The sequence below is a fragment of the Microbacterium neimengense genome (assembly GCF_054782995.1).
Window position 1 is genome coordinate 150,429 of sequence record NZ_BAAGRK010000015.1, and the last position, 24,333, is coordinate 174,761.

At 69.3% G+C, this 24,333-nt stretch carries 25 protein-coding genes, 2 tRNA genes and 1 pseudogene; 20 read left to right on the forward strand and 8 right to left on the reverse strand.

Going from position 1 to position 24,333, the window contains the following annotated elements; genetic code table 11:
• Positions 1 to 12: 12 nt before the first annotated feature.
• Positions 13 to 654 (reverse strand): aa3-type cytochrome oxidase subunit III, encoded by a 642-nt coding sequence (gene ctaE, locus ACYVJS_RS11245; protein ID WP_460740030.1) that lies wholly within the window; start codon positions 652 to 654, stop codon positions 13 to 15.
• Between the two features lie 177 nt (positions 655 to 831).
• On the opposite strand from ctaE, the gene trpD reads away from it, so the two are divergent.
• The 3 genes from trpD (at position 832) to ACYVJS_RS11260 (ending at position 3,839) form a co-directional block, all read left to right on the forward strand.
• A complete protein-coding gene (gene trpD / locus ACYVJS_RS11250) occupies positions 832 to 1,896 on the forward strand; it encodes an anthranilate phosphoribosyltransferase (RefSeq protein WP_460740031.1) in 1,065 nt (354 codons plus the stop codon).
• Positions 1,897 to 1,993: 97 nt separating this feature from the next.
• Positions 1,994 to 2,482 carry an aromatic ring-opening dioxygenase LigA gene (locus ACYVJS_RS11255; RefSeq protein WP_460740032.1) on the forward strand — a complete coding sequence of 163 codons (489 nt, stop codon included), beginning with the start codon at positions 1,994 to 1,996 and terminating at the stop codon, positions 2,480 to 2,482.
• Between the two features lie 55 nt (positions 2,483 to 2,537).
• Positions 2,538 to 3,839 carry an MFS transporter gene (locus ACYVJS_RS11260; protein ID WP_460740033.1) on the forward strand — a complete coding sequence of 434 codons (1,302 nt, stop codon included), beginning with the start codon at positions 2,538 to 2,540 and terminating at the stop codon, positions 3,837 to 3,839.
• Here ACYVJS_RS11260 and ACYVJS_RS11265 read toward each other — a convergent pair.
• Positions 3,770 to 4,678, reverse strand: coding sequence for a 5'-3' exonuclease (locus ACYVJS_RS11265; RefSeq protein ID WP_460740808.1), 909 nt, complete (start codon positions 4,676 to 4,678; stop codon positions 3,770 to 3,772). The two genes, ACYVJS_RS11260 and ACYVJS_RS11265, sit on opposite strands and share 70 nt — an antisense overlap.
• 88 nt (positions 4,679 to 4,766) lie before the next feature.
• On the opposite strand from ACYVJS_RS11265, the gene ACYVJS_RS11270 reads away from it, so the two are divergent.
• From ACYVJS_RS11270 to ACYVJS_RS11285, 4 genes are read left to right on the forward strand one after another with little or no spacing between them, the layout of a single operon-like run.
• On the forward strand, positions 4,767 to 5,762 hold the full coding sequence (locus tag ACYVJS_RS11270) for a PHP domain-containing protein (protein WP_460740034.1): 996 nt from the start codon (positions 4,767 to 4,769) through the stop codon (positions 5,760 to 5,762).
• A gap of 45 nt (positions 5,763 to 5,807) precedes the next feature.
• On the forward strand, positions 5,808 to 6,398 hold the full coding sequence (locus ACYVJS_RS11275) for a nucleoside deaminase (RefSeq protein WP_460740035.1): 591 nt from the start codon (positions 5,808 to 5,810) through the stop codon (positions 6,396 to 6,398).
• 52 nt (positions 6,399 to 6,450) lie between these two features.
• The gene (locus ACYVJS_RS11280; protein ID WP_460740036.1) at positions 6,451 to 6,858 is read left to right on the forward strand and encodes a hypothetical protein; all 408 of its coding nucleotides are present in this window, start codon (positions 6,451 to 6,453) and stop codon (positions 6,856 to 6,858) included.
• A 4-nt stretch (positions 6,859 to 6,862) separates the two neighbouring features.
• Positions 6,863 to 7,228 (forward strand): TraR/DksA family transcriptional regulator, encoded by a 366-nt coding sequence (locus tag ACYVJS_RS11285; protein ID WP_460740037.1) that lies wholly within the window; start codon positions 6,863 to 6,865, stop codon positions 7,226 to 7,228.
• 6 nt (positions 7,229 to 7,234) lie between these two features.
• Here the strand turns inward: ACYVJS_RS11285 and ACYVJS_RS11290 are convergent, their stop codons facing one another.
• From ACYVJS_RS11290 to ACYVJS_RS11300, 3 genes are read right to left on the reverse strand one after another with little or no spacing between them, the layout of a single operon-like run.
• A complete protein-coding gene (locus ACYVJS_RS11290) occupies positions 7,235 to 8,269 on the reverse strand; it encodes an FUSC family protein (protein ID WP_460740038.1) in 1,035 nt (344 codons plus the stop codon).
• Positions 8,269 to 8,757, reverse strand: a complete 489-nt coding sequence (locus ACYVJS_RS11295) for a hypothetical protein (RefSeq protein WP_243228057.1) — start codon at positions 8,755 to 8,757, stop codon at positions 8,269 to 8,271. Before ACYVJS_RS11295 ends, ACYVJS_RS11290 begins: the two co-directional genes overlap by 1 nt.
• Before the next feature lie 29 nt (positions 8,758 to 8,786).
• Entirely contained in the window at positions 8,787 to 9,719 is a 933-nt protein-coding gene (locus ACYVJS_RS11300) for a VOC family protein (protein WP_460740039.1), read from the reverse strand.
• Between the two features lie 79 nt (positions 9,720 to 9,798).
• Here ACYVJS_RS11300 and ACYVJS_RS11305 point away from each other — a divergent pair.
• From ACYVJS_RS11305 to ACYVJS_RS11320, 4 genes and pseudogenes are all read left to right on the forward strand, one after another.
• A pseudogene (locus tag ACYVJS_RS11305) lies at positions 9,799 to 10,155 on the forward strand (YchJ family protein); the annotation flags it as partial.
• Positions 10,156 to 10,244: 89 nt separating this feature from the next.
• On the forward strand, positions 10,245 to 10,889 hold the full coding sequence (locus tag ACYVJS_RS11310) for an NAD(P)H-binding protein (RefSeq protein WP_460740040.1): 645 nt from the start codon (positions 10,245 to 10,247) through the stop codon (positions 10,887 to 10,889).
• Between the two features lie 39 nt (positions 10,890 to 10,928).
• Positions 10,929 to 12,047, forward strand: coding sequence for an NAD(P)-binding domain-containing protein (locus tag ACYVJS_RS11315; protein WP_460740041.1), 1,119 nt, complete (start codon positions 10,929 to 10,931; stop codon positions 12,045 to 12,047).
• A 61-nt stretch (positions 12,048 to 12,108) separates the two neighbouring features.
• The gene (locus ACYVJS_RS11320) at positions 12,109 to 12,690 is read left to right on the forward strand and encodes a flavin reductase family protein (protein WP_460740042.1); all 582 of its coding nucleotides are present in this window, start codon (positions 12,109 to 12,111) and stop codon (positions 12,688 to 12,690) included.
• A 59-nt stretch (positions 12,691 to 12,749) separates the two neighbouring features.
• Here the strand turns inward: ACYVJS_RS11320 and ACYVJS_RS11325 are convergent, their stop codons facing one another.
• Positions 12,750 to 13,235 carry a Dps family protein gene (locus ACYVJS_RS11325; protein WP_274287956.1) on the reverse strand — a complete coding sequence of 162 codons (486 nt, stop codon included), beginning with the start codon at positions 13,233 to 13,235 and terminating at the stop codon, positions 12,750 to 12,752.
• A gap of 148 nt (positions 13,236 to 13,383) precedes the next feature.
• Between ACYVJS_RS11325 and ACYVJS_RS11330 the strand changes: the two genes are divergently transcribed.
• From ACYVJS_RS11330 to ACYVJS_RS11340, 3 genes are all read left to right on the forward strand, one after another.
• Complete coding sequence (locus ACYVJS_RS11330; protein WP_460740043.1) at positions 13,384 to 15,528, forward strand: acyltransferase family protein; 2,145 nt, start codon at positions 13,384 to 13,386, stop codon at positions 15,526 to 15,528.
• Positions 15,529 to 15,537: 9 nt separating this feature from the next.
• On the forward strand, positions 15,538 to 16,068 hold the full coding sequence (locus ACYVJS_RS11335; protein WP_460740044.1) for a gamma carbonic anhydrase family protein: 531 nt from the start codon (positions 15,538 to 15,540) through the stop codon (positions 16,066 to 16,068).
• A 153-nt stretch (positions 16,069 to 16,221) separates the two neighbouring features.
• Positions 16,222 to 18,525, forward strand: coding sequence for a DUF2510 domain-containing protein (locus tag ACYVJS_RS11340; RefSeq protein WP_460740046.1), 2,304 nt, complete (start codon positions 16,222 to 16,224; stop codon positions 18,523 to 18,525).
• Positions 18,526 to 18,532: 7 nt separating this feature from the next.
• On the opposite strand, the gene ACYVJS_RS11345 is transcribed toward ACYVJS_RS11340, so the two are convergent.
• Positions 18,533 to 19,906: an HNH endonuclease signature motif containing protein gene (locus ACYVJS_RS11345; RefSeq protein ID WP_460740047.1), complete on the reverse strand. Its 1,374-nt coding sequence runs from the start codon at positions 19,904 to 19,906 to the stop codon at positions 18,533 to 18,535.
• Positions 19,907 to 20,079: 173 nt separating this feature from the next.
• Between ACYVJS_RS11345 and ACYVJS_RS11350 the strand changes: the two genes are divergently transcribed.
• Positions 20,080 to 20,364: a hypothetical protein gene (locus ACYVJS_RS11350; protein WP_460740048.1), complete on the forward strand. Its 285-nt coding sequence runs from the start codon at positions 20,080 to 20,082 to the stop codon at positions 20,362 to 20,364.
• Between the two features lie 204 nt (positions 20,365 to 20,568).
• Here the strand turns inward: ACYVJS_RS11350 and ACYVJS_RS11355 are convergent.
• Positions 20,569 to 20,642: transfer RNA gene (locus ACYVJS_RS11355), tRNA-Gly, on the reverse strand.
• A 123-nt stretch (positions 20,643 to 20,765) separates the two neighbouring features.
• On the opposite strand from ACYVJS_RS11355, the gene ACYVJS_RS11360 reads away from it, so the two are divergent.
• From ACYVJS_RS11360 to ACYVJS_RS11380, 5 genes are all read left to right on the forward strand, one after another.
• Positions 20,766 to 20,839, forward strand: a tRNA-Pro gene (locus tag ACYVJS_RS11360).
• 67 nt (positions 20,840 to 20,906) lie between these two features.
• Positions 20,907 to 22,355, forward strand: coding sequence for a trigger factor (gene tig / locus ACYVJS_RS11365; protein WP_460740049.1), 1,449 nt, complete (start codon positions 20,907 to 20,909; stop codon positions 22,353 to 22,355).
• A gap of 65 nt (positions 22,356 to 22,420) precedes the next feature.
• Positions 22,421 to 22,954 (forward strand): tetratricopeptide repeat protein, encoded by a 534-nt coding sequence (locus tag ACYVJS_RS11370; protein ID WP_460740050.1) that lies wholly within the window; start codon positions 22,421 to 22,423, stop codon positions 22,952 to 22,954.
• 33 nt (positions 22,955 to 22,987) lie between these two features.
• Positions 22,988 to 23,572, forward strand: coding sequence for an ATP-dependent Clp protease proteolytic subunit (locus ACYVJS_RS11375; protein WP_137416779.1), 585 nt, complete (start codon positions 22,988 to 22,990; stop codon positions 23,570 to 23,572).
• A gap of 28 nt (positions 23,573 to 23,600) precedes the next feature.
• Positions 23,601 to 24,278 carry an ATP-dependent Clp protease proteolytic subunit gene (locus tag ACYVJS_RS11380; protein WP_137416780.1) on the forward strand — a complete coding sequence of 226 codons (678 nt, stop codon included), beginning with the start codon at positions 23,601 to 23,603 and terminating at the stop codon, positions 24,276 to 24,278.
• The last annotated feature ends 55 nt before the right edge of the window (positions 24,279 to 24,333 follow it).

Genomic DNA, 24,333 nt, shown 5'->3' on the forward strand with positions numbered 1-24,333 from the left:
GGCTCCGGCTTCTTATTTCAGGAAGTAGATGACGAGGAACAGGGCGATCCAGACCACGTCGACGAAGTGCCAGTAGTAGGACACGACGATCGAGGTGGTCATCTCCTTGCGCCCGAAGTTCTTGACCGCGTAGGCGCGGCCGATGACGAGCAGGAACGCGACGAGGCCGCCGGTGACGTGCAGAGCGTGGAAGCCCGTCGTCAGGTAGAACGCGGACGCGTAGGCGTTGGCCGTGATCGGCATGCCCTCGGTGACGAGCTGCGCGTACTCCCACACCTGACCGGAGACGAAGATCGCGCCCATGAAGAAGGTGAGGAAGAACCACTCGACCATGCCCCAGCGGCGAAGATTCCAGAACGACCCCGTGCGGTAGGGCTGGAAACGCTCTGCCGCGAAGACGCCGAACTGGCACGCGAAGCTGGACAGGATCAGGACCAGGGTGTTGACGGCCGCGAACGGAACGTTCAAGAGCTCCGTCTCCTGCGCCCACAGGTCGGCGGAGGTGCTGCGCAGCGTGAAGTAGATCGCGAACAGACCCGCGAAGAACATCACCTCGCTGCCGAGCCAGACGATTGTCCCCACGGCGACCGGATCTGGCCGTTTGACCGAACGGAGGGCCTGGTTATATGTCGCTGGCGTCGTCACGCTCACCATTATGACCGATATTCACGGCCGACTCTTGCACCTCGCGCCCTCGAACGGGCCTTGTCGCAGCTTAGGGCGACCTAAGAGAATGCGGCGAGCCGGCCGTGAAGACGCTCGGCATCCGGTGATCCGCTCCGCCGGGTCGTGGCCGCCGCCGGGCGATCGCGCTCGGTAGGATCGGGAACCATGTTCCCCGTGCGCACCTGGTCCGACATCCTGACGGAATTGCTCGGGGGTGCCGACCTCAGCGTGTCGGACGCGACATGGGCGATGCAGCAGATCATGGCGGGCGAGGCGACGCCCTCGCAGCTTGCCGGATTCCTCATCGCACTGCGTGCGAAGGGCGAGACCGTCGACGAGATCGTGGGTTTCCGCGACGCGATCCTCGCGGCGGCACTTCCGCTGCCCGTGCCCTCGGAAGTGCTCGACATCGTGGGAACGGGCGGCGACCGTTTCGGCACCGTGAACATCTCCTCGACGGCGGCGATCGTCGCCGCAGCCACCGGGGTACCGGTCGTCAAGCACGGCAACAAGGCGGCGAGCTCCTCCTCTGGCTCCTCCGACGTGCTGCGCGAGCTCGGTATCGATCTGACCCTCAGCTCGGATGCGGTCGCGGCGACGCTCGAGCGCGCCGGCATCACCTTCGCCTTCGCGGCGGCGTTCCATCCGGGATTCCGTCATGCCGGTCCCACGCGGGCCGAACTCGGCGTTCCGACCGTCTTCAACTTCCTGGGACCGCTGTGCAACCCGGCGCGCGCGGAGGCCAACGCCGTAGGCGTCGCGCACCTCGACCGCGTGCCGCTGATCACGGGAGTCTTCCGCACCCGCGGTGCGACCGCCCTCGTCTTCCGCGGCGACGACGGGCTGGACGAGCTGACCACGACCGGCCACAGCCGGATCTGGGAGATCTCGCGCGGAGACGTGCACGAGCACGACCTGGATCCGCGGGATCTCGGCATCCCCCTCGCCGACATCTCCGAACTCATCGGCGGCTCGCCCGCGCACAACGCCGACGTCGTGCGGCGGGTGCTCGCCGGCGAGGCCGGTCCGGTGCGCGACATCGTGCTGCTCAACACGGCGGCCGGTCTCGTGTCGTACCGGCTGTCGCAGGATGCGACCGAGGTGCAGCGCCCGATCCTTGAGCGCCTCGCGGAGGCGAAGGACGAGGCTGCGGCGGCGATCGACAGCGGTGCGGCCGAGCGCACGCTCGCCACCTGGGCGGCGACGACGCACGAGCTCGCGGCAGGCTGAGCGCCCGGGCCGATATTCACGGCGCCCTGCCTTTCGGCCGCTCACAGCGGACCCTTAGGTTCGAAGCACCACCGTTCGAACCCACCGAGGAGCAGAGATGTCCACCCCCACCACCGCCGACACCATCGAGGCACCCGCCAAGAAGATCGGCTTCGTCAAGATCGCTGCAGTTCTGGGAATCCTGGGCGGCGTCGCCCTCATCGTCGTGGGCATCGCCGTCTGGGTCATGGTCTCGTCGCAGCTGCGCGCCGAGAACATCGTCGTCCCCGACGACGCGATGGCTTTCCAGGGTCAGGTCGTCGACGGCCCGTTCACCGCCTACGTGCAGGCCGACATCATCCAGCACCACGCGCTTGAGGCCTCGAACGGTGCCACGTACGCCGAACTCGACCGCGACGACCCGGTGCGCGCCACGATGATGAACGCCTCGTTCCTGCGGGCCTCGCTGTTCACCTCGGTCGTCTCCTTCGGCGTCGCCGCGTTCGCAATGGGAATCGGCGTGCTGTCGATCCTGTTCGGCTCGGCCATCTACCGGCTCGCCGCGGTTCCGGTCGTCGTTCGTCGCTCGAACGTCTCCGGCGCCTGATCCGGTCGCGGGTCGGCGTGACGCCCGATCCGACCCGCGTTCATAGACTGGACGGATGAGCCCGCCCGCCCCGCCCCATGCTGGGGGTGCGGGGCGGGCATTTCCGTTCCTCGTCGTCATCGGGCTGCTCGTCGCCGCGCTGAGCCTGCGTGGCCCGATCGTCGCGCCGACGCCGGTGATCCGCCAGATCGAGGACGATCTGGGGATCGGGGCGGCATCCGCGGGGCTGCTGACCACGGCTCCGGTGCTCATGTTCGCGCTGCTCACGCCGATCGCCGCTCTCGTGATCCGTCGCGCGGGCGCCGAGCTCGCCCTGCTGGTGACGTTGACCGGCGTCCTCCTCGGCACCGCGATCCGCGCGCTTCCCGGTTATCCCGCGCTGCTGACGGGGATGATCGTCATCGGTGCGGCGATCACGATCGGAAACGTCGTGATCCCCGTAGTGATCCGCCGCGATGTACCGCCTGACCGCGTCGCGTTCGTGACCGCGTCGTACACCGCGACCCTCAACGCGGGCTCGCTGGTGACGTCGCTGCTGACCGCTCCGATCGCCGAGGTCGTGGGCTGGAATCTGGCGCTGGTGGGCTGGTCCGTGCTGACGTTCGCCGGTGTCGCCGTGTGGAGCATCCACCTCGCACGGGAGCGACGGCGTGGCGCCCTTTGGGGCGAACGCTTCTCCGGTGCGCCGTCGGCCGCCTCCGTCGGCGTGACGCCCGTCGACGACGTCGCTGCGCTGACCGGCCCGCTCCCGGTCGTCTCCGCGCGGGGCGGTGTCTTCCGGCGGCCGGTCGTCTGGCTGCTGTTAGGCGCCTTCTCGCTCCAGGTGACCATCTACTACGCGCTCTCGACCTGGCTGCCCTCGATCGGAGCCGACGAGCTGGGGCTCGACCGATCGGGTGCGGGCGCGCTCGCCTCCATCTTCCAGGGGGTCGCCATTGCCGGGTCCTTCCTCGTGCCGGTTCTCGCCCGCTACACCCCGCGCATCGTGGTGCCGCTGACCATCAGCGCCTGCTGGCTGGCGCTGACCATGGGCATGCTGTGGGCCCCCGAGCTCATGTGGGTGTGGTTGTCCTTCGGTGCACTCGCGCACGCGGGCGGGTTCGTCGCGATCTTCTCCGCCGTCGTCACCGTGGCCCGTACGGATGCGGAGGCCACGACGATCTCCGCCCTCGTCCAGGGTGGCGGCTACGGCATCGGGGCCTTCGGTGCCCCGATCGCGGGTGCCCTGCACGAGGCGACCGGCGGATGGCAGGGGCCGCTGGTTCTCATGCTGGCCGTCGCGGTCGGTTATGCGGTCGCGATCCTCGCAGCGATGGCGTTCGTGGCCCGCGCGAACGCGGTTCCCAGCCCCCACTGATCGGCGAAGGCTGCAGCATCCGGGGAGACCTCCCGAAGGGTCGCATCGAACGTCGGCAGCTCGAGGTCTCGCACCACGCGGACGACCGTGGGGGCGACGGCCAGGTAGTCGGCGCCGGCGACGATCTTCGTGCGCACCCCCGCGCTCATTCCTTCCCCGGCCGTCGCCGCGGCGATGATGCCCTCGAGGTCGCGGTGAGCGGTGAGGAGCGTCGCCGCTGTCTTCTCGCCGATGCCCGCGACTCCCGGAAGGCCATCGGACGCGTCGCCGCGGAGCACGGCGAAGTCGGCGTACTGGTGCGGTGCGACGCCGTACTTCGTGTGCACGACGTCATCCGTCACGATCTCGAGGTTGCTCATGCCGCGGGCCGTATAGACGACACGAACCGCGGCCGTGTCGTCGACGAGCTGGAAGAGGTCGCGGTCGCCGGTGACGATGTCCACCGGCATCCCCGCATCCGTCGCCAGAGTGCCGATGACGTCATCCGCCTCGTGCGCCGCGGCCCCGACGATCGGAATGCCGAGAAGGTCGAGAGACTCGCGGATCAGCGGGATCTGCGCCTCGAGCGGATCGGGGACCTCCTCGATGTCGGGACCGCTCTCGACCTCGGCGACCACGCGGTGGGTCTTGTAGCTCGGGATGAGCTGCACGCGCCAGTCGGGGCGCCAGTCGTCGTCCCAGCACGCGACGAGGTGGGTCGGCTCGTAGGTGCTGACGAGCTTGGCGACGATGTCGAGCAGTCCACGCGCGGCGTTGACTGGCTGGCCGTTGGGTGCCTTCACCGAATCGGGGACGCCGTAGAAGGCGCGGAAGTACAGCGACGCGGTGTCGAGGAGCATGAGGCGGGACACGGGCTCATCCTGCCACGCCCGTCAGCTTTCGCGACTGCTCCCTGACGCATGAGGCGGACGCGGGCACACTGGGGCGATGGATCCCATCGACGCACTCCGCGAGATCGCGACGCTGCTCGAGCGCGAGCGGGCGTCGCGTTATCGGTCCCAGGCTTTCCGTGCGGCAGCAGAGGCGGTGGCCGCGCTGCCGTCGGGGGCGCGGTCGGACCCTGAGACGCTGCGGCGCACCAAGGGGGTCGGTAAGAGCTCGCTCGAGGTGATCCTGCAGGCCGCGTCGGGCGCCATCCCCGACTACCTGGTGGAGCTGAGGGAACGCGCCGCCCCGGAGGAGTCGAGCACGCTCTTCGCTCGACTTCGCGGCGATCTTCACACACATTCGAACTGGTCCGACGGGCAGGCGCCCATCGCGGCGATGGCGGATGCGGCGCGTGCCATGGGCCGCGAGTACGTCGCCCTCACGGATCACTCGCCGCGACTCCGCGTGGCGAACGGGCTGAGCGCACAACGGCTCGCGCAGCAGCTCGAGGAACTTCCGCAGTACTCAGGGGACGGGTTCACGCTGCTGAGCGGAATCGAGGTCGACATCCTCGAGGACGGCGCCCTCGATCAGACCCCGCAGATGCTGTCTCGGCTGGACGTCGTCGTCGCGAGCGTGCACTCCAAGCTGAGGATGGCGGGCGCCGAGATGACTGCGCGGATGCTGCGCGCGGTGCGCGACGATCACACGGACGTCCTCGGGCATTGCACGGGACGCCTCGTGGAAGGCTCCCGCGGGACGCGGCCGCCGTCCGATTTCGATGCGGCGCGCGTGTTCGCGGCCTGCGCCGAACGCGGGGTGGCGGTGGAGATCAACTCGCGACCCGAGCGGCAGGATCCGCCGGACGAGCTGATCGCGATCGCGCTGGATGCGGGGTGCCTGTTCGCGATCGACAGCGACGCCCATGCGCCCGGGCAGCTCTCGCTCCTCGACCACGGAGCCGCCCGCGCCGAGCGTGCGGGGGTGCCGGCGGAGAGGATCGTCACGACGTGGCCTCTCGACCGGCTCCGGTCATGGCTGGCGCGCGAGCGCTGAGCGTCGTGTAACAGAGCCGACATGTGCCACGGACAGGATGTCCTCATGCCTCTCGCTTCCTCGCTCTCCGCCTCCCTGCCCGTTTGGCTCCTCGACGAGCTCGATTCGCTCCCCGAGGTGCTTCCGACCGCGGAGGAGCGGATGGATCTCGTCAACGCCCTCGCCGACCGCAACTGGCGCGAGGGAAGCGGTGGGCCGTTCGCGGCGATCGTGGTCGAGTCGACGACCGGGCGCCTCGTCTCGGCGGGCGTGAACGTGGTGCTCGCCTCGGGCCTCACCTCCATGCACGCGGAGGTGACGACGCTGAGCCTCGCGCAGACCGCTCTCGGGCGCTGGGATCTCGGCGCGGACGGCGCCGAGCTCGAACTCGTCGTCAACTGGCGCCCGTGCGTCATGTGCTACGGGGCCACGATGTGGAGCGGCGTGCGTTCGCTCGTGGTCGCCGGCGAGGGCCCGCTCCTCGAGGAGCTCACCGGCTTCGACGAAGGACCCGTCGTGGACGACTGGGCCGCCCAGTTCGAGCGTCGCGGCATCCGCGTGACCATCGGCGTCCGTCACGACGAGGCCGTCGAGGTCTACCGGGCGTACGGGGCGAGCGACTCCGTCGTGTACAACGCTCGAGGCGCCGTCGACTGACCGTTGCGCGATCGTGACCGACGACGGGACGCCGCGCGGCGATACTGACCACATGAAGCTCAGCAGGCTCGCGCTCGGTGCCGCGGTCGTCACCGTGTCCCTTCTCATGGCGGGCTGCTCGCCCGCATCCTCGTCGTCGCCCACCGGGGACGCGACGCCGATCGGCGGCGACGTCGTCGCGCCCGTGACGGTGTCGGCGGGCGACCTCCAGGGAGAGAGCGTCGATCTGGTCGTGGGTCAGACGCTCAACATCGACACCGGCGACCTCGCGGTAGCCAGCTACACCGGCACCGTCGCCGACGCGGTCGTCGCCGAGTTCGTCGCGGGCAAGGACGACGGGAGCGCCACCTTCAACCCGGGCGTGCGCGCGCTGTCGGCCGGGACCACGAGCGTCACGATGACGAACAAGGACGGCGGAATCCAGCCCCTGGAGTTCACGGTGGTCGTGACGGCACGCTGAGCCTGTGAACGACCCGAGCGACCCCGCCGTATTCACGGAGCTGCTGACGTCGTTGCGCCGCGACGCGTCGGCCCGCCTGACGGCGCGGGGTGATGCCATCCGTAGCGTGCAGGACGCCCGCAACGATCCTGCGGGCGCCGACGACGAGCACGACCCCGAGGGCGCAACTCTCAGCGACGAGTGGTCCCGACTGGAGGGGCTGCGTCGTGCGGCAGCCGTCGAGATCGACGAGATCGACGATGCGCTGCACCGACTCGACGACGGCACCTTCGGGGTGTGCCCGGCGTGCGGGCGCGACATCCCGGTGGGCCGTCTTCTCGTGCGTCCGACGGCGACGCTGTGCGTCCCGTGCGCCGAGCGCCGCCGCTGACCTCTCCTAGGCGTCCTCGCGTTCCGTGAGGCTGTGGTGGATGCGATGCAGATCCTCCAGCAGCGAGCCGATGAGCACCCAGTGCGCGGAGGGCGGACGAGCGATCTGCAGCGGCGTGGTGAGCGCGGGCGGCTCGTCGATCGGTGCCGCCTGCGAACCGCGCGTGCGTTCCAGGTCGTGCGCCGCGCGGCGCATCTGCTCCGCGAGAGCTCGCACCTGCGGGTCGGTGACGATCTCGGGCGCGTAATGGTCGTACACGGCACGTGTCATGCCGGTGACCTGCGTCACGATCGGCGTATACAGATCCAGACGGTCCCGGAGTTCGCCCAGCTCTGTGCGATGCCGCCGGCTGCGGGGATTGAGCGCCAGCGATTCCGCTCCGCTGCCGATCGCGCGCTCCGCCGCATCCCGCATGGGGCGCAGGAGCCGCGCCTCGACCATCAACGCCTCAAGCTCGCCCGGGGAGCGTTGCGTTTCGAGCGCGTCGGCGAGACGGTCCAGGGATGCGGCCAGTTCCGTCGACAGCCGATCGGTCGCCTCGCGGGCCGGGGCGATCGCGACCGGCGGGACGATCGCGATGTTGACGACGAAGCCGATGGCCGCACCCAGCAACGTCTCCAGGATCCGATCGAGCGCATAGTCGGGGGTGGCAGGTCCCAGTGACAGCACGAGGATCGCGCTGATCGCGATCTGCGTGGAGGCGGTGGGGGACAGGCGCAGCGCCCAGGCGACGAGCAGCCCCGCACCCGCGGCGAGGAGCACGACCCACGTGCTGTTGCCGAACGCGAGCCCGAGCGCGGAGGCGAGCAGCACGCCGGCAATGACGCCGACGGAGCGTTCGATCGCGCGCGTGAACGACTGGTTCAGGCTCGGTTGCACGACCAGTACCGCGGCGATCGCCGCGAACACCGGCGGTGGGCCGGGGATCAGCCATTGCGAGAGCAGCCACGCCCCCACGGTCGCGACGGCGGACTTGACGACCAGCAGGAGCGGTGCGCGCTGGGTCGCGCGCACCGTGACGGGGAGCGAGAGGCGGGCCATCAGGGCTGGAGCGCGCGCAGCGATCGTGCGGCATCCGACGGCGGGCACCCGAGGTCGTGCGCGGTGAAGGTCAGGTCGTATCCGCCGCTGCGCTCCCGCTGCGCCCGCAGGCTCTCGCGCGTGTGGCTGTTGTGCGCGCCGGCGAGGAGGGCTTCGGTACGGCGCATCCGGATGCCGAGCTCTCCCTTGGCCGTGGTGGCGATCCGATCGACGTCGCCCCACGGTGCCGCGCCCATACGTGCGACACGGATGCCCTCGGCATCTGCTCGCAGCACGGTCGCGTTGCGGAACTGACCGATCAGCGAGAATCCGCCGCCGAGCCCGAAGATGCCCACGACCGCGACGCCGAGCAACAGGCTGGGTGTGTTGTCGATGTTGAGGATGACGATGACCACTCCCATCGCGGTGATCACAGCGCACAGGGCCGCGAGCACGAGCAGGCGGCCCCGTGGAGTGACGAAGCGGAGGGTTTCGGTGTCGGAGGCCACCCGTTCAGGGTACGGGGCTCCGCGCCGTATCACCGTGTCAGCAGCTCGTCCGTGCTTGTGCCGCCGATGGTCGCCGTCACCCGCGTGCCCCACGGGTCATGCGCCGTCACAGCGCGACCGTCGTCGTCGAAGGCGACGTTCGAGCCGCGCAGCCGGTCGGTCAGGGCGTCCAGCGCGGCACGATCGGGCACGGCCAGCGCCAGCTCGCCCAGGCCGAGACTCGCCGCCCGGGGACCCGCGCCCGCGCTGTTCCAGGTGTTCACGGCGACGTGATGGTGGTACCCGCCGGCCGACGCGAACAGCGCGGTGGGAATACCGGTGAAGGTGGGGGCGAAGCCGAGGGCATCGACGTAGAAGCGACGCGCGGGGGCGATGTCGCCCACCTGGAGATGGACGTGTCCGACCCGGCCGGGCTCGGTGGACACGCGATCGAAAGCATCCTGCGTGAGGTGTGCGCGAAGGTAGTCGTTCGGATCCAGAAAGACCGTGTCCATCTGCACCTCTCCGTTGACGTGACGCCAGAGATCGCGCGAGCGGTCGGTGTACAACTCGATTCCGTTGCCCTCGGGATCCGTGAAGTAGAACGCCTCGCTGACGAGATGATCGCTCGATCCGGTGAACCGGGCGCGGCCGTCCTGAGCGGTCCGGTAGACGGTGGCGGCCAGGGTCGCGGCGTCCTCGAAGAGGAACGCGGTGTGGAAGAGCCCGGCGGAGCCGGGCGCGGCGAGGGGCAGGTCCGGTGTGTGCACGAGGCGCACCATGGGGACTCCGCCGCGTCCGAGTACGCGATGGACCTCGCGCCCGCGAGCGCGTTCCTCGATGGGCTCCAGCGCGATCGCGGACCCGTAGAAGCCCGTCATCTTCTCGAGATCGCCGACGCGCAGAGTCACCGCATCCATGGCGGTGTCATCGGGCAGGAGTTCTCCGGATAGTGAGGCGGGTGCGCTGTTCATGGTGCTCATTTCTTCGGCTGCTGGAGGGGCCAACGTCGACGCGACGGCGTTTATTGCGTCGGATGGGCCCGCGGGCGAGGATCGTCGGATGGAGAAACTGCCGTGTCCCTGTGGGAGTGGCCGCTCTTTCGGCGAGTGCTGCGGTCCGGCGCTGGCGGGCACGCCGCCGACGACCGCCGAGGCGCTCATGCGTTCGCGGTACACGGCGTTCGTCCGTCTGAACGCGGACTATCTCATGGACACCTGGCACCCGGGCACGCGGCCGTCCGAGCTGGCCCTCGACCGTGACGTGCGCTGGCGAGGACTCAGCATCCTCGACACGGTCGGCGGCTCGCCGGATGACCGCAAGGGCACCGTGGAGTTCCGCGCCGCCTGGCGCGAGGGCGCGTCCTCGGGTGTCCTGCACGAGCGCAGCCGGTTCGTGAAGCAGAGCGCCAGGTGGTGGTACCTCGACGGCGTCCTCGATCCCCCCGGCCCCTCCTCGGAGCCGGGTACGTGGGCTGGGGACACGCTCACGACGCGAAAGGACGGACCATGTCTCGCATCCTCATCATCGGTGGACACGGCAAGATCGCTCTTCTGCTGGCACCCCTGCTCGTGGCGCGGGGCGACGAGGTCACGTCGGTCGTGCGCAACCCCGACCACGTCGACGACGTGCGCGCGTCGGGAGCGAGCGCGCTGGTTGCGGACGTCGCCGCCGCGGATACGAAGACGCTGTCCGACGCCTTTGCGGGTTACGACGCCGTCGTGTGGTCGGCGGGTGCCGGCGGGGGCGACGCAGCCCGCACCTACGCCGTCGATCGCGACGCCGCCATCCGCGCCACGGATGCGGCGGAGGTGGCCGGCGTCTCGCGCTTCGTGATGGTGTCGTGGATCGGCTCCTCGCCCGATCACGGCATCGATCCCTCCGACTCCTTCTTCCCCTACGCCGACGCGAAGCTGGCGGCCGACGAGCACCTGCGGCGAAGCTCGCTGGAGTGGACGGTGCTCGGCCCCGGGACCCTGACCTCGGACGAGGCGACGGGGCGCATCACCACGGAGCCGACGGAGCGGGGCGAGGTCTCCCGGGCCGACGTCGCCGCGGTGATCGCTGCGACCCTCATCGGCCCCGCGACCGTCCGCCGCACGATCCGCTTCGGAGCGGGCGACACGCCGATCGCCGAGGCACTGTCCGTCTGAGCGTGGAATGCACCGTGCGGTGCGGGCGTTGACGAAAGCATGTCCGCATCCGATCCCGTCATCGGCGTGCCCGTGGATGTCGTCGTCATCGGAGCGGGTCAGGCGGGACTCTCTGCCGCCTACCACCTGCACCGTCGGGGCTTCCGCCCCCTCGATGCACCGGCCCTCGATTCGCGGAGCTTCGTGGTGCTCGACGCCGAATCCGCGGCCGGCGGGGCGTGGCAGCACCGCTGGGAGTCGCTGCGGATGGCGACGGTCAACGGTATCCACGAGCTCCCCGGCTTCCCGGTCCCGCCGGCCGATCCCGCGTCGTCCAGCCGCGATGTGCTCCCGCCGTACTTCGCCGCGTACGAGGATCGCTTCGATTTCCGGGTGCGCCGCCCCGTTCGCGTACGGGCGGTCTCGCGTGACGGTGAGCGGCTGCGGGTTTATACGGATGCGGGGAGCTTCTCCGCGAGATACGTGATCAATGCCACGGGTACCTGGACACGCCCCCATTGGCCGGCGGTGCCCGGGCGTGAGAGTTTCCGTGGCACGCAGCTGCACGTGCACGACTACGTCTCCGCGGAGCAGTTCGCGGGCAAGCGTGTGGTGATCGTCGGAGCCGGCGTCTCGGGGGTGCAGCTGCTCGAGGAGATCTCACGTGTGGCGGACACGTTCTGGGTCACTCGGCGCGAGCCGGAATGGCGCGACGACGAGTTCGACATCCCTGCGCGTGTCGCGGCGATCGCCGGTGTCGAGGAGCGGGTGCGCCAGGGCCTTCCCGCCGGCAGCGTCATCTCGGTCACCGGGATGCACTGGACCCCGTGGGCGCGCGAAGCCGAGCGGCGAGGTGTGCTCGTGCGGCATCCGATGTTCCGCGCGATCGAGCCCGACGGCATACGGATGCCCGACGGCACTTTGGAACCTGCCGACGTGATCCTCTGGGCGACGGGCTTCCGCCCCGCCCTCGACCACCTTGCGCCGCTTCGACTGCGGACGCCGGCGGGCGGCATCCGGGTCGAGGACTCGCGCGCGCTGGACGAGCCGCGGCTGTTCCTCATCGGTTACGGACCCTCGCAGTCCACGGTCGGTGCCAACCGGGCCGGTCGCTCCGCCGTACGCCAGCTGATGGCGGACGGCGTGCTGGAGGCGCCAGAGGTGGCGATCGCCGGATGATGCGTTGCGCTGTGTGTCGCCGCGTGCCCTGCCCGAAACATGAAAGTCGTAGCGTCGAAGTATGACCACTCCCGCACCCCTGTCGAACCCGCTCGGCGAGCACGGCGCCGAACGTGACCGTTTCGCCGGCGCCTCGCTTTCGCCGGACGAGTTCAAGGCACTGTTCCGCGGTCACCCCGGCGGCGTCGCGGTCATCACTGCTGAGGGACCGGAGGGCCCCGTCGCGCTGACCGCGACCTCGGTCTCGTCGGTGAGCGCGGAGCCGCCGCTGCTGATCTTCTCCGTCTCCGCCCTTTCGTCGGCCACCCCCGCGATCCTCGCGGCCGATACCGTCGTCGTCCACCTGCTCGACAGCGACGACCTCGGTGTCGCGAAGCTCGCATCGACCAGCGGCATCGACCGCTTCGCCGACTCCGAGAGCTGGAGCCGCCTGGTCACCGGGGAGCCCGTCTACAACGGCGTCCGGGCGTGGGTGCGCTGCGCGATCATCGAGCGGATGAACGCGGGCGGCTCGACCGTCATTGCTGCGCACGCCTTGCAGTCCGGCATCAATCGGGACGTGCAGCCGGGGGAGCACGGCGACGCGCTGGTCTACCACAACCGCTCGTGGCACCGGCTCGGCGACCACTCGCGGATCGACTGACCCTTTCACGAGAAGACCCCCGCCTCCTCGGAGGGCGGGGGTCTTCTCGTGTGGTCCGCTTACTCGGCGAGGTGGGCCGAGAGGAACCAACGGTCCTTCTCGAGGCCGGCACGGATACCGATGACGATGTCCTGGCTCGTGAGGTCGATCTCGTCCAAGCCGTCGATCGCCGTCTGTACGTCGACGATGATCGTGTCGATGTCGGCGACGATGTGGCGGATCATGTCGTCCCACTGCGTGAAGCCGGCCGGCACCGATGAGGGCGCCACCTTCGCAGCGATCGTGGACAGGCGCGCGTCCACGGGGAGACCCAGGGCGACGATGCGCTCGGCGGTCTCGTCGGCCCAGCCCTGAGCGTGCTCCACGACGGAGTCCAGGAGCTCGTGGATCGCGATGAAGTTCGCGCCGCGCACGTTCCAGTGCGCCTGCTTGCCGGTGACGGCGAGGGCCTGCAGGCCGAGGGTGACGGGGGTGAGGAACTGCGCGGCTCCGGCGGCGACGGTCGGGTCGGCAGCGCTGGCGGGGATGGTCTGGTTCTTCGTCATGACAAAGCCTTCCGTTGGGGCAGTCGCATCTGCTGAATGAAACGCTAGCCAGCCGGAGAAATTCCGCAAGCAAGATGAGGCTGGGCTCACACGATCGGACGTCGTGCCGCAGACGTGATTCCGGGGAACCTGCGGCTAACGTCGGAGGGTGCCAGCCTCAGATCCCGCCCGGACTCCGCAGAATCTGGACGAGCCGGCGCGCCTGCGCGGTCGCCAGCCGACCGGTGCGTCGCCCGAGCACGCGGAACCCTCCCGCTTCATTCCTCACGTACAGGGCCTGCGTGCGATCGCCGTGCTTCTGGTCGTGCTCTACCACTTCTGGCCGGGCCGGATCCCCGGGGGCTACGTCGGCGTCGACGTCTTCTTCGTGATCTCGGGCTTCCTGATCACAGGGCATCTGATGCGCGAACTGACGGCCACCGGGACCGTGCGCTTGGCGCAGTTCTGGGCCCGGCGGGCGCGCCGCCTGCTGCCGGCATCGCTTCTCGTCCTGCTCTTCTGTGCGATCGTCGCCGCGTCCCCGTACCTCATGCCGATCTCGGGGCTGCAGCGGGAGGTCAGCGAAATCATCGCGTCGACCTTCTACGTCGAGAACTGGTACCTCGCGCTCACGTCGGCCGACTATCTCGGCAACTCCGGCGAGCCGGCCATGGTGCAGCACTACTGGTCGCTGTCGCTCGAGGAGCAGTTCTATGTGCTCTGGCCTCTGATCATGCTTCTCGCGGCATGGATCGGTGTCCGCTTCTTTGCGGGCCGCCGCCGTCGCGCCATCCTGACCGCCCTGGGCGCGGTGAGCGTCGCATCGCTCGTGTACTGCATTCTGCTCACGATGAACGACCCCGCACCGGCGTACTTCGTGACCTTCGGTCGGATGTGGGAATTCGGACTCGGGGCCATGGTGGCGCTCGTGCCCGCGCTGCGCGTGCGCAATGCGGTGGCGAGCTTCGTGCTCGGCTGGGCGGGCATCGTCGCCCTCGTCTACACGGCCTTCCGTTTCGACTCCTCGACGCCTTTCCCCGGCTACGCGGCGTTGCTGCCGGCCCTCGGAGCGGTCGCCGTGATCGCGGCCTCCGACTCCGCCCGATGGTGGTACCCGACCCGCATCCTGTCGATCGCGCCCATGCGCTTCACCGGCGACATCTCGTACTCGCTCTATCTCTGGCACTGGCCGCTGATCATCATCGCGCCGTCCGTACCCTTCTGGGGATTGAGCATCTACCACCGGGTCGCGCTGCTGGCGATCTGCTTCGTGCTCGCGTGGCTTACCAAGAAGTTCGTGGAGGATCCGGTGCGGTCCTGGCGGGTGCTCACGTCGCGGCGTCCGCGTGTGACGCTCTGGGCATCGCTCGCGGCGATGGCGCTGGTCGCAGGCACGGCCGGCGGTGCCTGGGCGGTGAACGCGCCCGCCTATCGCGACGGAGTGGCGCAACTCGAACAGCTGCGCACCGACCCGCCCGCCTGCTTCGGCGCGCAGTCCGTGCTCGATCCGGACTGCCAGGATGCGCCCGCATCCGGCACCATCCTCCCGGCGCCCGGATTCGCCGGCGTCGACAAACCCGCCGACGAACAGTGCTTCGTCCAGCTGAACGACGCGCGGCCCGTGAGCTGCACCTTCGGCTCCGATGCGCCGGATGCGCCCACGGTGGCGCTCATCGGCGACAGCCACGCGTTCCAGCTGCTGTCGACGTTCGAGCGGATGGCGGAGGCGAACGGGTGGCGTCTGGTGACCTTCTTCAAGGGTGCATGTCCGTGGAACGACACACCGCTGTCGACGCCGGGAGCCTTCGGCGCGGCGTGCTCCGCGTGGCGTACCGCGGTCGATCAGGCGCTCGTGGACGCGAAGCCGGACGTGGTTTTCACCTCCGCCCTCGCGACGACGCCGTACGCGTCGGCCGGGCACGACTCCTCCTACGACGCCGCCGTGGCTGGCTACCGCTCGGCGTGGTCGAAGGTGACGGATGCGGGTGTGCCCGTCATCACGGTCGTCGACAACCCCGTGTGGGAGACGGACCCCAACAAGTGCCTGCGCACTCGCGACGCGGCCGCATGCGACGGTGCGCGATCCGACGTGCTCGTCGCCAAGGATCCGCTGCGCGAGGCTGCGGACGGCGCACCGGGGGTCACGCTGCTCGACTTCACCGACGTGTACTGCGACGACTCGACGTGTTTCCCCGTCGTGGGCGGTGCGGACGTCTACCGTGACCAGGACCACCTCACGGTGACCTTCGTCGATTCGCTCATGCCGCAGTACACGGAGGCGATCCGCGCCGCGCTGGAGCGTTCCGCCGGTTAGGGTCGGGGCATGACCGTCTCGGAAGCCGCATCCGTGATCGCCCTCGCCGACACGGTGCCGGAGGTGCCGGCATCCGCGTTCGTCGCCGCCGGTGCCCGCCTGATCGGCGCCGTCCGGCTGGGGGAGAACGCGAGCGTCTGGTACAACGCGGTGCTGCGCGCCGACGGCGACACGATCACGGTCGGAGCCCGCAGCAACGTGCAGGACTCGGTGAGCGTTCATGTCGACGGCGGGCATCCGGTGACGATCGGCGATGACGTGTCGATCGGGCACAACGCCGTCGTGCACGGCTGCACGATCGGCGACGGAAGTCTGATCGGCATGGGCGCCGTCGTGCTCAACGGCGCGCGGATCGGCGCCGGCTGCCTCATCGCCGGGGGAGCGGTGGTGCTGGAGGAGGCGGAGATCCCCGACGGCTCCCTGGTCGCCGGCGTGCCCGGCAAGGTGCGGCGCGCGCTGACGGATGACGAGCGCGCGGGGCTGGTACGCAACGCTGCGGCGTACCTGTCGCACAGCGAACGCCACGCCGCGGCGGGCTGACTCGCTTTCCACAACTCCGAGCGTTCGAGACGGTCCGTCATCACGCCTCCTTTAGCGTGGAATCCCCTGGTGTGCGCAAGGGTTCCGGCGGAGTTTTCTCTGCTCGGTTAGCGTGTGCGAGGTCCCCCGCAGCATCTCGAGAATCAGGGCGTCATGGCAGAAGCGACACCGGCCGGTTGGTACCCCGATCCCGCGGGCGGCGGTGGGCGACGCTACTGGGACGGCACGGGCTGGACCGCGCACGTGAGTCCCGATGCCCCGATGCACCCTGCGCCCGCCGCGCGCGAGCAGGCCTCGACCACATCCGCGCCGGCGCCGGCCGCGCCCGCATCCGCGCCTGAGTCGGGCGCGCGTCCCACACGCAAGCGGCGTAGGGGGCTCATCGTCGGGCTCAGCGTGACCGGCGGTGTCGCGCTCATCGCCGTCGTGACGCTCGTTGTCGGGATGTTCACGTTCCTTCGTCCCATCGAAGGCGTGCCCGCGGCGCTGCGCACAGATCTGTCGGAGCAGTACGACTACACCGACCCGATGCTGGATCTCGACCGCGATCACGAGTTCCACTTCGACGTGGACTACCTCCTCAGGGACGTCAACGCGGCGAACAGCCCGAAGACCGAACAGTCGGGATACGACGAGGGCCGGGCGGCGCCGGACTGGGCCTTCCAGGTGTACTACGACGCCGCGCTGACGCATGAGGCCGGTGCGACGGTCGTTCAGCCGGCGAGCTCGACGTCCTACCCGTCCGACGATCGCCGCATCCGCGTCGTTCCCAACGACTCGACCTACGCGCGCGCAGGCGACGGCCAGCGGGACATCTCCGACTCGGCGATCTCGGAGTGGTCACTGCACGACGAGTACTACCTCGTTCAGCGCGCCGACAAGGAGGGCAACCCTCTCGCGAAGCCGATCGTCACGATGTTCACGGTCAAGCGCGAATTGGCCACCCCGGTCGCGAGTCTCGGCACACCGACGGGCGACGGCAGCCTCGCTCTCACCTGGCAGGCCGTTGACGGGGCGACCGAGTACCTGGTCGTCGCGTCGAAGGCTCAGGTGACCGGACCGCGGAGCTACACGCTGCTCGGGTCGACATCCGACACGACGTGGACCAGCGAATCGGTCGTGAAAGAGAGCGGCCTACAGAACGAGCCTTGGCCCGAGCGTCAGAACGACGCGCTGAAGGCCTACGAGGGCTCGAGCGCGGACGAAGAGGGCGCCGGATATCTGCCCGGACCGAACTACGGCACGTCGGGGTGGGATTTCGGTGTCATCGCCACGGACGGGCAGCGCTTCTCGCCGTACCAGAGCTTCGACACGATCGGTCAGGGCGTCGGCGCGCTGCCCTACCAGATCGCGACCGCCACGCTGCGGGGCGAGATCGGCACGTCGGTGGCGAGCATCTCGGCTCTGCCCAAGACGGTTCCCTTCACGTCGCTCGACGGCGCGACGCGCGCCGCGATCACGTACGTGGACGCCTCCCAGGCACGCCCCTACCGCGAGTGGTACATGGTGCCGATGTTCGCGCGGGGCACACAGTTGGGTACGTGGACCTACGTACCGCAGGCGGCCGTGACGGATCTGCAGGCGGAGGCGGACGCCTTCAACGCGGCTGCGCTGGCGGCTGCTCCGCCGACCGGCGCGGCGGGCTTCCAACTGGTCTCGGCACCGGTCGATCCCAACATCGAGACGGTAGACACCTACCCCGATGTGGCGTATCCGGTGTTCGGCAGCACGGAGTTGACGCGCTTCATCGCCGCGCACCTGATCGCCGGGTCGAAGGCAGTGGACATCTCCGCGTTGAGCTCCGCGCCGGGAGCCCCTCAGGGCGACGACGCGTTGGATGAGGCTCTGAACCAGAATCCGTATGCGCTCGGTGTGAAGGGGGCGGCTGTCTACGACAACAAGACGCTGTATGTCACTTACGACGAGGACCACTCCGCGATCGAGGCGCAACAGGCCGAGATCAAGACGGCGGTGGATGCGGCCGTCGCCGCGGTCACGACGCCGGAGATGTCCGCTCAAGACAAGGCGGTCGCGCTCAACGACTGGCTGACCGCTCACGCCGAGTACGACTATGCGGCGCTCGAGGCGAAGAACGCGACGGGGGTCGAGGCCATCCCCGACGGCTACGAGGATGCGTGGACGGCGGCGGGCGTGCTGCTCAAGCAGACCGGTGTGTGCGCGAGCTACGCCGACGCGTATCACCTGCTCATGCAGGCGGCGGATGTGGACTCCGTGGTCGTCACCGGAACGGTGTACTCCGGCGGGCGTCACGCATGGAACAAGGTGAACATCGATGGCGCGTGGCTGGCCGTCGACTCCACGTGGAACGACTCGCCGGACGCGAACCGTTTCCTCCTCATCCCCGACTCGGGCTTCCAGGGCAGCGCGGCGCGCTCCGAGGATGAGAGCTGGATGGTGGATTCGCTCATCAGCTCGTACGCGACCACGCCGCAGTGATCAGATCCTAGAAAGGTGGCGGATCGGACCCGTCGTCCTCGGGGCCATCGGAGGACTCGGTGAACTGCACGGGTGGCGGCGGGTCATCGATGTAGGTGGCGCCGAGCGGGGATGTCCACGCGATGACGCCGCCGGGCAGCTGTCGTACCCGCCACGCCGTGAACTGCTTCACGGAGTGGTGTCGCTGGCACAGACACTGCAGGTTGTCGAGGTGGGTCGGCCCCCCGCGCGCCCAGTCGTGCACGTGGTCGATCTCACACCTGATGGCGGGCACGCGGCATCCGGGGAATCGGCAGTGCCGATCGCGAGCGTGGACGGTACGACGCAGCGCCGGAGGGACGTTGCGTCTGTCGACGGCGACGACCTGGCCGGAGGCCGGTTCCGTGAGGATGCGGTCCCAGCCCGTGCACGAGCCGCCGGCGAGCACCCGGGCGGTCTGGGCATCGAGCGGGCCGCTGCCGACGAGCTCGCTCACTTCGGCGTCGCCGCCGGTGAGGGCGTGGACGGGGACCACGACCTGCACGTGGGCGCGTATGGCCCCGAGGGTGCCGGGCCCGTCATCGTCGCGTGTCGGATCGGCGCCAGGCTGCGTCGTGAGCAGCATGTCAGCGAGGAGGTCGGCGCGGATCTGGTCGCTCGTGCGCGTGTCGCCCGAGAGCAGGAGATCGCCGGCATCCGGTTCGTCTCCGGCTCGGCGGGCGGCGTTCGCCCGCTCGGCAGCCTGCTGGCGGAGCTCGATGAGGGCACGCTCCTGTCGCGTCAGGCGGTCGTAGATGGCATCGGCGATGATCGCCGGCTGGACGGAGACGATCTCGCTCATCCCGTGGGGGAGCGGGGTCGTGAACACGCGTCGGCCCTCGCGCGCGGTGGCGTGGCGCGCGGTGAGCGTGGTCGGATGCTGCCGCTCGGCGAGGATCTCGACCCGCGCGCGAGCGCGACCGACGCTCTCGGTCTCGCAAATAGCGAGAGCGCCGCGCTCGAAGGCCGCGCGCCGATCTTGAGGGAGGTTGGCGCCCGCGTCGACGATCACCCGCGCATGGCTCAGCTGGATGCGGCCTGCACCGAGCGCCGCATGCGTCTGCGGGTAGTCGTCGACGATCCGCGCCGCGGCGCTCATCTGACGCTGCACGGTCCTGTCGGCGAGGTGGGTCGCCGCCCCGATCTCGGCAGCGACCGCGCGCTGGGCCATGTCGTGCACGCGGACGTTCGCGCGCGAGTGCGAGGCGAGCCGCCGCGCGAGGTGCTCGGCGTCTGCAAGCGCCTTCATTCGGCGAGCCTGCGCCGCGGCGATGTCGGCGTCGGCCTTGCGCACCGTCTCGACGGCCTCGGCCAACGCCGCGGCATCCGCGTCGCTGAAGCCGATGATTCCGTCGTCTCGCATGTGCCCACATTTCGTCGAGGCGCGCTCTCGCGCGACCTGTTTCGCCGGGGCACTCGGCTGATGATTCAGATCGGATTCAGGGTGCTTCCGACCTGACATCAGTCTGGCACTGACCTCGGACATCGCCGGAGGCGTTTCGTCTGCTCGCTGCGCGCGTCGCTCAACGAACGGGCGTGGGCGATCGGTCGTTGAGCGAGCCGGAGGCGAGTCGAAACGTGCGTTTCATGCGGGGGATGACGGTGCGCGCCATCATGATGACGTTGCGTCGCGGTCGCCGCTGCGAGCAGGCGGGAGCGGATCTCGAGTTGGTGCGCGCTCGCGACGGCATCCAGCGGCAGATCGACGCCGGTCGCGCCGGTCACCGGATGTCGCGAGGGACGCCAGGGAACGGGTCGCTTCGTTTCGTCTCCTCGCTGCGCTCGTCGCTCAACGAACGAGGGTGGGCGGTCGGTCGTTGAGCGAGCCGGGGGCGAGTCGAAACGTGCATGTCGTGTGCCGGGGGATGACGGTCCCCACCGCCCCTCCACCCGCGGCTGCGCCGCGCGCGGAGCCTCTGGCGGCGTGGGCCCAATCGAAGACGCAGGCTTCGCCTGCTTTCGATTCCCGGCAGTGCCCAGAAAACGAACGAGGCGACCCGGATAAACCGGGCCGCCTCGTTCGTTTGGAGGGGATGACGGGAATCGAACCCGCGTAATCAGTTTGGAAGACTGAGGCTCTACCATTGAGCTACATCCCCGGAGCGGCAACGGCCGCAACCTCAGCAAGCATAGCTGAGTTCTCAACGTCGATTCGACGCGCGGGCAGCGTCGGCTAGACTTCTCGGGGCCGAATCCGGTGCACGTTCGCGTGCCCGCCCGCCCGGGGCGTAGCTCAGCTTGGTAGAGCGCCCGCTTTGGGAGCGGGAGGCCGCAGGTTCAAATCCTGTCGCCCCGACACGGCCCCCAAGACCCCAGACCTTCAGCCACCGTGCGTTGGCGCGGAACAGAGGAGAACAACAGGCATGGTCACTAGCACCGTCGAGAAGCTCACCCCCACCCGGGTGAAGCTCGAGATCTCGGTCTCGCCCGAGGAGCTCAAGCCCTCGATCGCTCACGCGTACGAGCACATCGCTCAGGACGTCCAGATCCCCGGCTTCCGCAAGGGCAAGGTCCCGGCTCCGATCATCGACCAGCGCATCGGACGTGGCGCCGTGCTCGAGCACGCCGTCAACGAGGGCCTCGACGGGTTCTACCGCGAAGCGGTCGCCGAGCAGGGCCTGCGGGTCGTGGGCCGTCCGGAGGCCGACATCGTCGCCCTCCCCGAGGTCAGCGACTTCTCCGGCGACCTGAAGGTCACCGTCGAGGTGGACGTGCGTCCCGACTTCGACCTCCCGGCCTACGAGGGCCTCGAGATCACCGTCGACGCCGTCGCTACGGACGAGGCGGCTATCGACGCCGAGCTCGACAACCTCCGTGCGCGCTTCGGCACGCTCGTCACCGTCGAGCGTCCCGCCGCGACGGGCGACTTCGTCGAGCTCGACCTCGTCGCGACCATCGACGGCAACGAGATCGACCGCGCCGAGGGCGTCTCGTACGAGGTCGGCTCCGGCGAGCTGCTCGAGGGCATCGACGAGGCGATCGAGTCGCTCACCGCCGGTGAGGACACCACGTTCCGCTCGAAGCTGGTCGGCGGCGACCACGCCGGCGAAGAGGCCGAGGTCTCGGTCAGGGTCAAGGCCGTCAAGGAGCGCGAGCTGCCCGACGCCGACGACGACTTCGCCCAGATGGCGAGCGAGTTCGACACGATCGACGAGCTGCGTGCAAGCCTCTCCGAGCGGGTCGCCCAGCAGTCGAACTTCACGCAGGGCGCCGCCGCGCGCGACAAGCTCGTCGAGGTCCTGCTCGAGAAGGTCGACATCCCCGTGCCGCCGAAGCTGGTCGAGGACGAGGTCCACGCCCACCTCGAGGGCGAGGGTCGCCTCGAGGACGACGAGCACCGCGCCGAGGTCACCGAGGCGAGCGAGAAGCAGTTCCGCACGCAGGTGCTGCTCGACAAGATCGCCGAAGAGGCCAACGTGCAGGTCTCGCAGGACGAACTGACCCAGTACCTGATCCAGTCGGCCGCTCAGTACGGCATGGCTCCGCAGGACTTCGTGAACGCGCTGCAGCAGGGCAACCAGCTGCCGGCGCTGATCGGTGAGGTGGCCCGCAACAAGGCCCTCGCGATCGCGCTCGGCCGCGTGAGCGTCGTCGACACCGACGGCAAGCCCGTCGACCTCACCGGCTTCATCGCCGTCGAGGACGAGCCGGCTGCTGAGGCCGACGTCGTCGAGGAGGCCGAAGAGATCGCCGACGCCGCCGCGGACGCCGAGGACGAGGCCGCCGCCGAGGAGGCCAAGCCCGCCAAGAAAGCTGCGGCCAAGAAGCCCGCCGCGAAGAAGGCCACGGCCAAGAAGGCCGACGCCGAGTAAGACACGCCAGTACGAAGGGCGGATGCGGAAGCATCCGCCCTTCGTCGTCCCGGAGGAGAAGAATCATGACCGACTGGCAGACACGCGTCGACGCTGTATGGCACGACGAGTCGCTCAGCGACGAGGCCCGCATCGACGAGATCGAGCGTCTGGCGAGCGAGTGCGAGGCCGGGGACGCCGTCGCCCTGTTCGAGCGGGCCGGAGCCTATGACTCCGCGGGCCGCGAGCAGGAGGCCGAGCCCCTGTACCGGGCGGCGCTCGAGGCGGGACTCGACCCTGAGCGACGCACCCGGGCCGTCATCCAGCTCGCGAGCACCATCCGCAACCTCGGCAAGTTCGACGAGAGCCTGTCGCTGCTCGAGGCGGAGTACCGCACGGTACGCCCGGGCGGGATGAAGGATGCGGCAGCGGCCTTCTACGCGCTCGCGCTGGCGTCCTCCCATCGGGAGCGCGAGGGCCTCGCCATCGTGCTCGATGCGCTGGCCCCGCACCTCCCGCGCTACCGGAGATCGGTGCGCGGATACGCCGCCGAACTCGTTCATGCGCCGGAGCGTATGCCGACGGCGAACACGGGCGAGGGGTCCGAAGCGCGCCGGTAGATTCGTTCTCACGATCACCGAACAGGAGTGAACATGGCCGACCCCCTTGTCGCGACAAGCGTCTTCGACAGGCTGCTGAAGGACCGCATCATCTGGCTCGGATCCGAGGTGCGGGATGAGAACGCCAACGAGATCTGCGCGAAGATCCTGCTGCTCGCCGCCGAGGACTCGCAGAAGGACATCTACCTCTACATCAACTCGCCCGGTGGCTCGATCACGGCCGGTATGGCCATCTACGACACCATGCAGTTCGTGCCCAACGACATCGTCACCGTCGGCATCGGCATGGCGGCCTCGATGGGTCAGCTTCTGCTGACCGCGGGAACCAAGGGCAAGCGCTACATCACGCCGAACGCCCGCGTGCTGCTCCACCAGCCGCACGGCGGATTCGGCGGTACCGCCAGCGACATCCAGACCCAGGCTCAGCTCATCGTGTCGATGAAGAACCGCCTGGCGGAGATCACTGCGGCGCAGACGGGCAAGTCCGTCGAGCAGATCAACGAAGACGGCGACCGTGACCGCTGGTTCACGGCCGACGAAGCGCTCGAGTACGGTTTCGTCGACCACATCCGCGAGTCCGCGACCGACGTCGTCGGCGGCGGCGGCACGGCGAACTGACGAGCGACGGCGAGAAGAGAGAACCCGAATGAACATTCCCACTTTCGGCGCCGCGGCCCACACGCCGCAGGGACTGCAGATGCCGTCGAGCCGCTACGTGCTGCCTCAGTTCGAGGAGCGCACGGCATACGGCTACAAGCGCCAGGACCCGTACAACAAGCTGTTCGAGGATCGCGTCATCTTCCTGGGCGTCCAGGTGGACGACGCCTCTGCGGATGACGTGATGGCACAGCTGCTCGTGCTCGAGTCCCAGGACCCCGACCGCGACATCATCATGTACATCAACTCGCCCGGCGGCTCGTTCACGGCCATGACCGCGATCTACGACACCATGCAGTACGTGTCGCCGCAGATCCAGACGGTCGTGCTCGGTCAGGCTGCATCGGCCGCGGCCGTGCTGCTGGCCGCGGGCGCACCCGGCAAGCGCCTGGCGCTGCCGAACGCACGCATCCTCATCCACCAGCCCGCGATGGGAGAGGCCGGTCACGGGCAGGCCTCCGACATCGAGATCCAGGCGGCGGAGATCCTCCGCATGCGCACCTGGCTCGAGGAGACCCTCGCGAAGCACTCGCACCGCACCAAGGAGGAGGTCAACCGCGACATCGACCGCGACAAGATCCTCTCCGCCGAGACCGCCGTCGAGTACGGCCTCGTCGACCAGGTGCTGACCACGCGCAAGCGCACGCCAGCCGCTCTCACGAGCTGAGATCGTGCCAGAAGCGACGCCCCGGTCCGAGCGAGGATCGGGGCGTCGTCCTGTG

What these genes read in the sequence shown, in the direction of transcription:
- ctaE (WP_460740030.1), bottom strand. Translation starts at nt 654, where the DNA reads ATGGTGAGCGTGACGACGCCAGCGACATATAACCAGGCCCTCCGTTCG.
- trpD (WP_460740031.1), top strand. Translation starts at nt 832, where the DNA reads ATGTTCCCCGTGCGCACCTGGTCCGACATCCTGACGGAATTGCTCGGG.
- ACYVJS_RS11255 (WP_460740032.1), top strand. Translation starts at nt 1,994, where the DNA reads ATGTCCACCCCCACCACCGCCGACACCATCGAGGCACCCGCCAAGAAG.
- ACYVJS_RS11260 (WP_460740033.1), top strand. Translation starts at nt 2,538, where the DNA reads ATGAGCCCGCCCGCCCCGCCCCATGCTGGGGGTGCGGGGCGGGCATTT.
- ACYVJS_RS11265 (WP_460740808.1), bottom strand. Translation starts at nt 4,678, where the DNA reads ATGCTCCTCGACACCGCGTCGCTGTACTTCCGCGCCTTCTACGGCGTC.
- ACYVJS_RS11270 (WP_460740034.1), top strand. Translation starts at nt 4,767, where the DNA reads ATGGATCCCATCGACGCACTCCGCGAGATCGCGACGCTGCTCGAGCGC.
- ACYVJS_RS11275 (WP_460740035.1), top strand. Translation starts at nt 5,808, where the DNA reads ATGCCTCTCGCTTCCTCGCTCTCCGCCTCCCTGCCCGTTTGGCTCCTC.
- ACYVJS_RS11280 (WP_460740036.1), top strand. Translation starts at nt 6,451, where the DNA reads ATGAAGCTCAGCAGGCTCGCGCTCGGTGCCGCGGTCGTCACCGTGTCC.
- ACYVJS_RS11290 (WP_460740038.1), bottom strand. Translation starts at nt 8,269, where the DNA reads ATGGCCCGCCTCTCGCTCCCCGTCACGGTGCGCGCGACCCAGCGCGCA.
- ACYVJS_RS11300 (WP_460740039.1), bottom strand. Translation starts at nt 9,719, where the DNA reads ATGAGCACCATGAACAGCGCACCCGCCTCACTATCCGGAGAACTCCTG.
- ACYVJS_RS11310 (WP_460740040.1), top strand. Translation starts at nt 10,245, where the DNA reads ATGTCTCGCATCCTCATCATCGGTGGACACGGCAAGATCGCTCTTCTG.
- ACYVJS_RS11315 (WP_460740041.1), top strand. Translation starts at nt 10,929, where the DNA reads ATGTCCGCATCCGATCCCGTCATCGGCGTGCCCGTGGATGTCGTCGTC.
- ACYVJS_RS11320 (WP_460740042.1), top strand. Translation starts at nt 12,109, where the DNA reads ATGACCACTCCCGCACCCCTGTCGAACCCGCTCGGCGAGCACGGCGCC.
- ACYVJS_RS11325 (WP_274287956.1), bottom strand. Translation starts at nt 13,235, where the DNA reads ATGACGAAGAACCAGACCATCCCCGCCAGCGCTGCCGACCCGACCGTC.
- ACYVJS_RS11335 (WP_460740044.1), top strand. Translation starts at nt 15,538, where the DNA reads ATGACCGTCTCGGAAGCCGCATCCGTGATCGCCCTCGCCGACACGGTG.
- ACYVJS_RS11340 (WP_460740046.1), top strand. Translation starts at nt 16,222, where the DNA reads ATGGCAGAAGCGACACCGGCCGGTTGGTACCCCGATCCCGCGGGCGGC.
- ACYVJS_RS11345 (WP_460740047.1), bottom strand. Translation starts at nt 19,906, where the DNA reads ATGCGAGACGACGGAATCATCGGCTTCAGCGACGCGGATGCCGCGGCG.
- tig (WP_460740049.1), top strand. Translation starts at nt 20,907, where the DNA reads ATGGTCACTAGCACCGTCGAGAAGCTCACCCCCACCCGGGTGAAGCTC.
- ACYVJS_RS11370 (WP_460740050.1), top strand. Translation starts at nt 22,421, where the DNA reads ATGACCGACTGGCAGACACGCGTCGACGCTGTATGGCACGACGAGTCG.
- ACYVJS_RS11375 (WP_137416779.1), top strand. Translation starts at nt 22,988, where the DNA reads ATGGCCGACCCCCTTGTCGCGACAAGCGTCTTCGACAGGCTGCTGAAG.
- ACYVJS_RS11380 (WP_137416780.1), top strand. Translation starts at nt 23,601, where the DNA reads ATGAACATTCCCACTTTCGGCGCCGCGGCCCACACGCCGCAGGGACTG.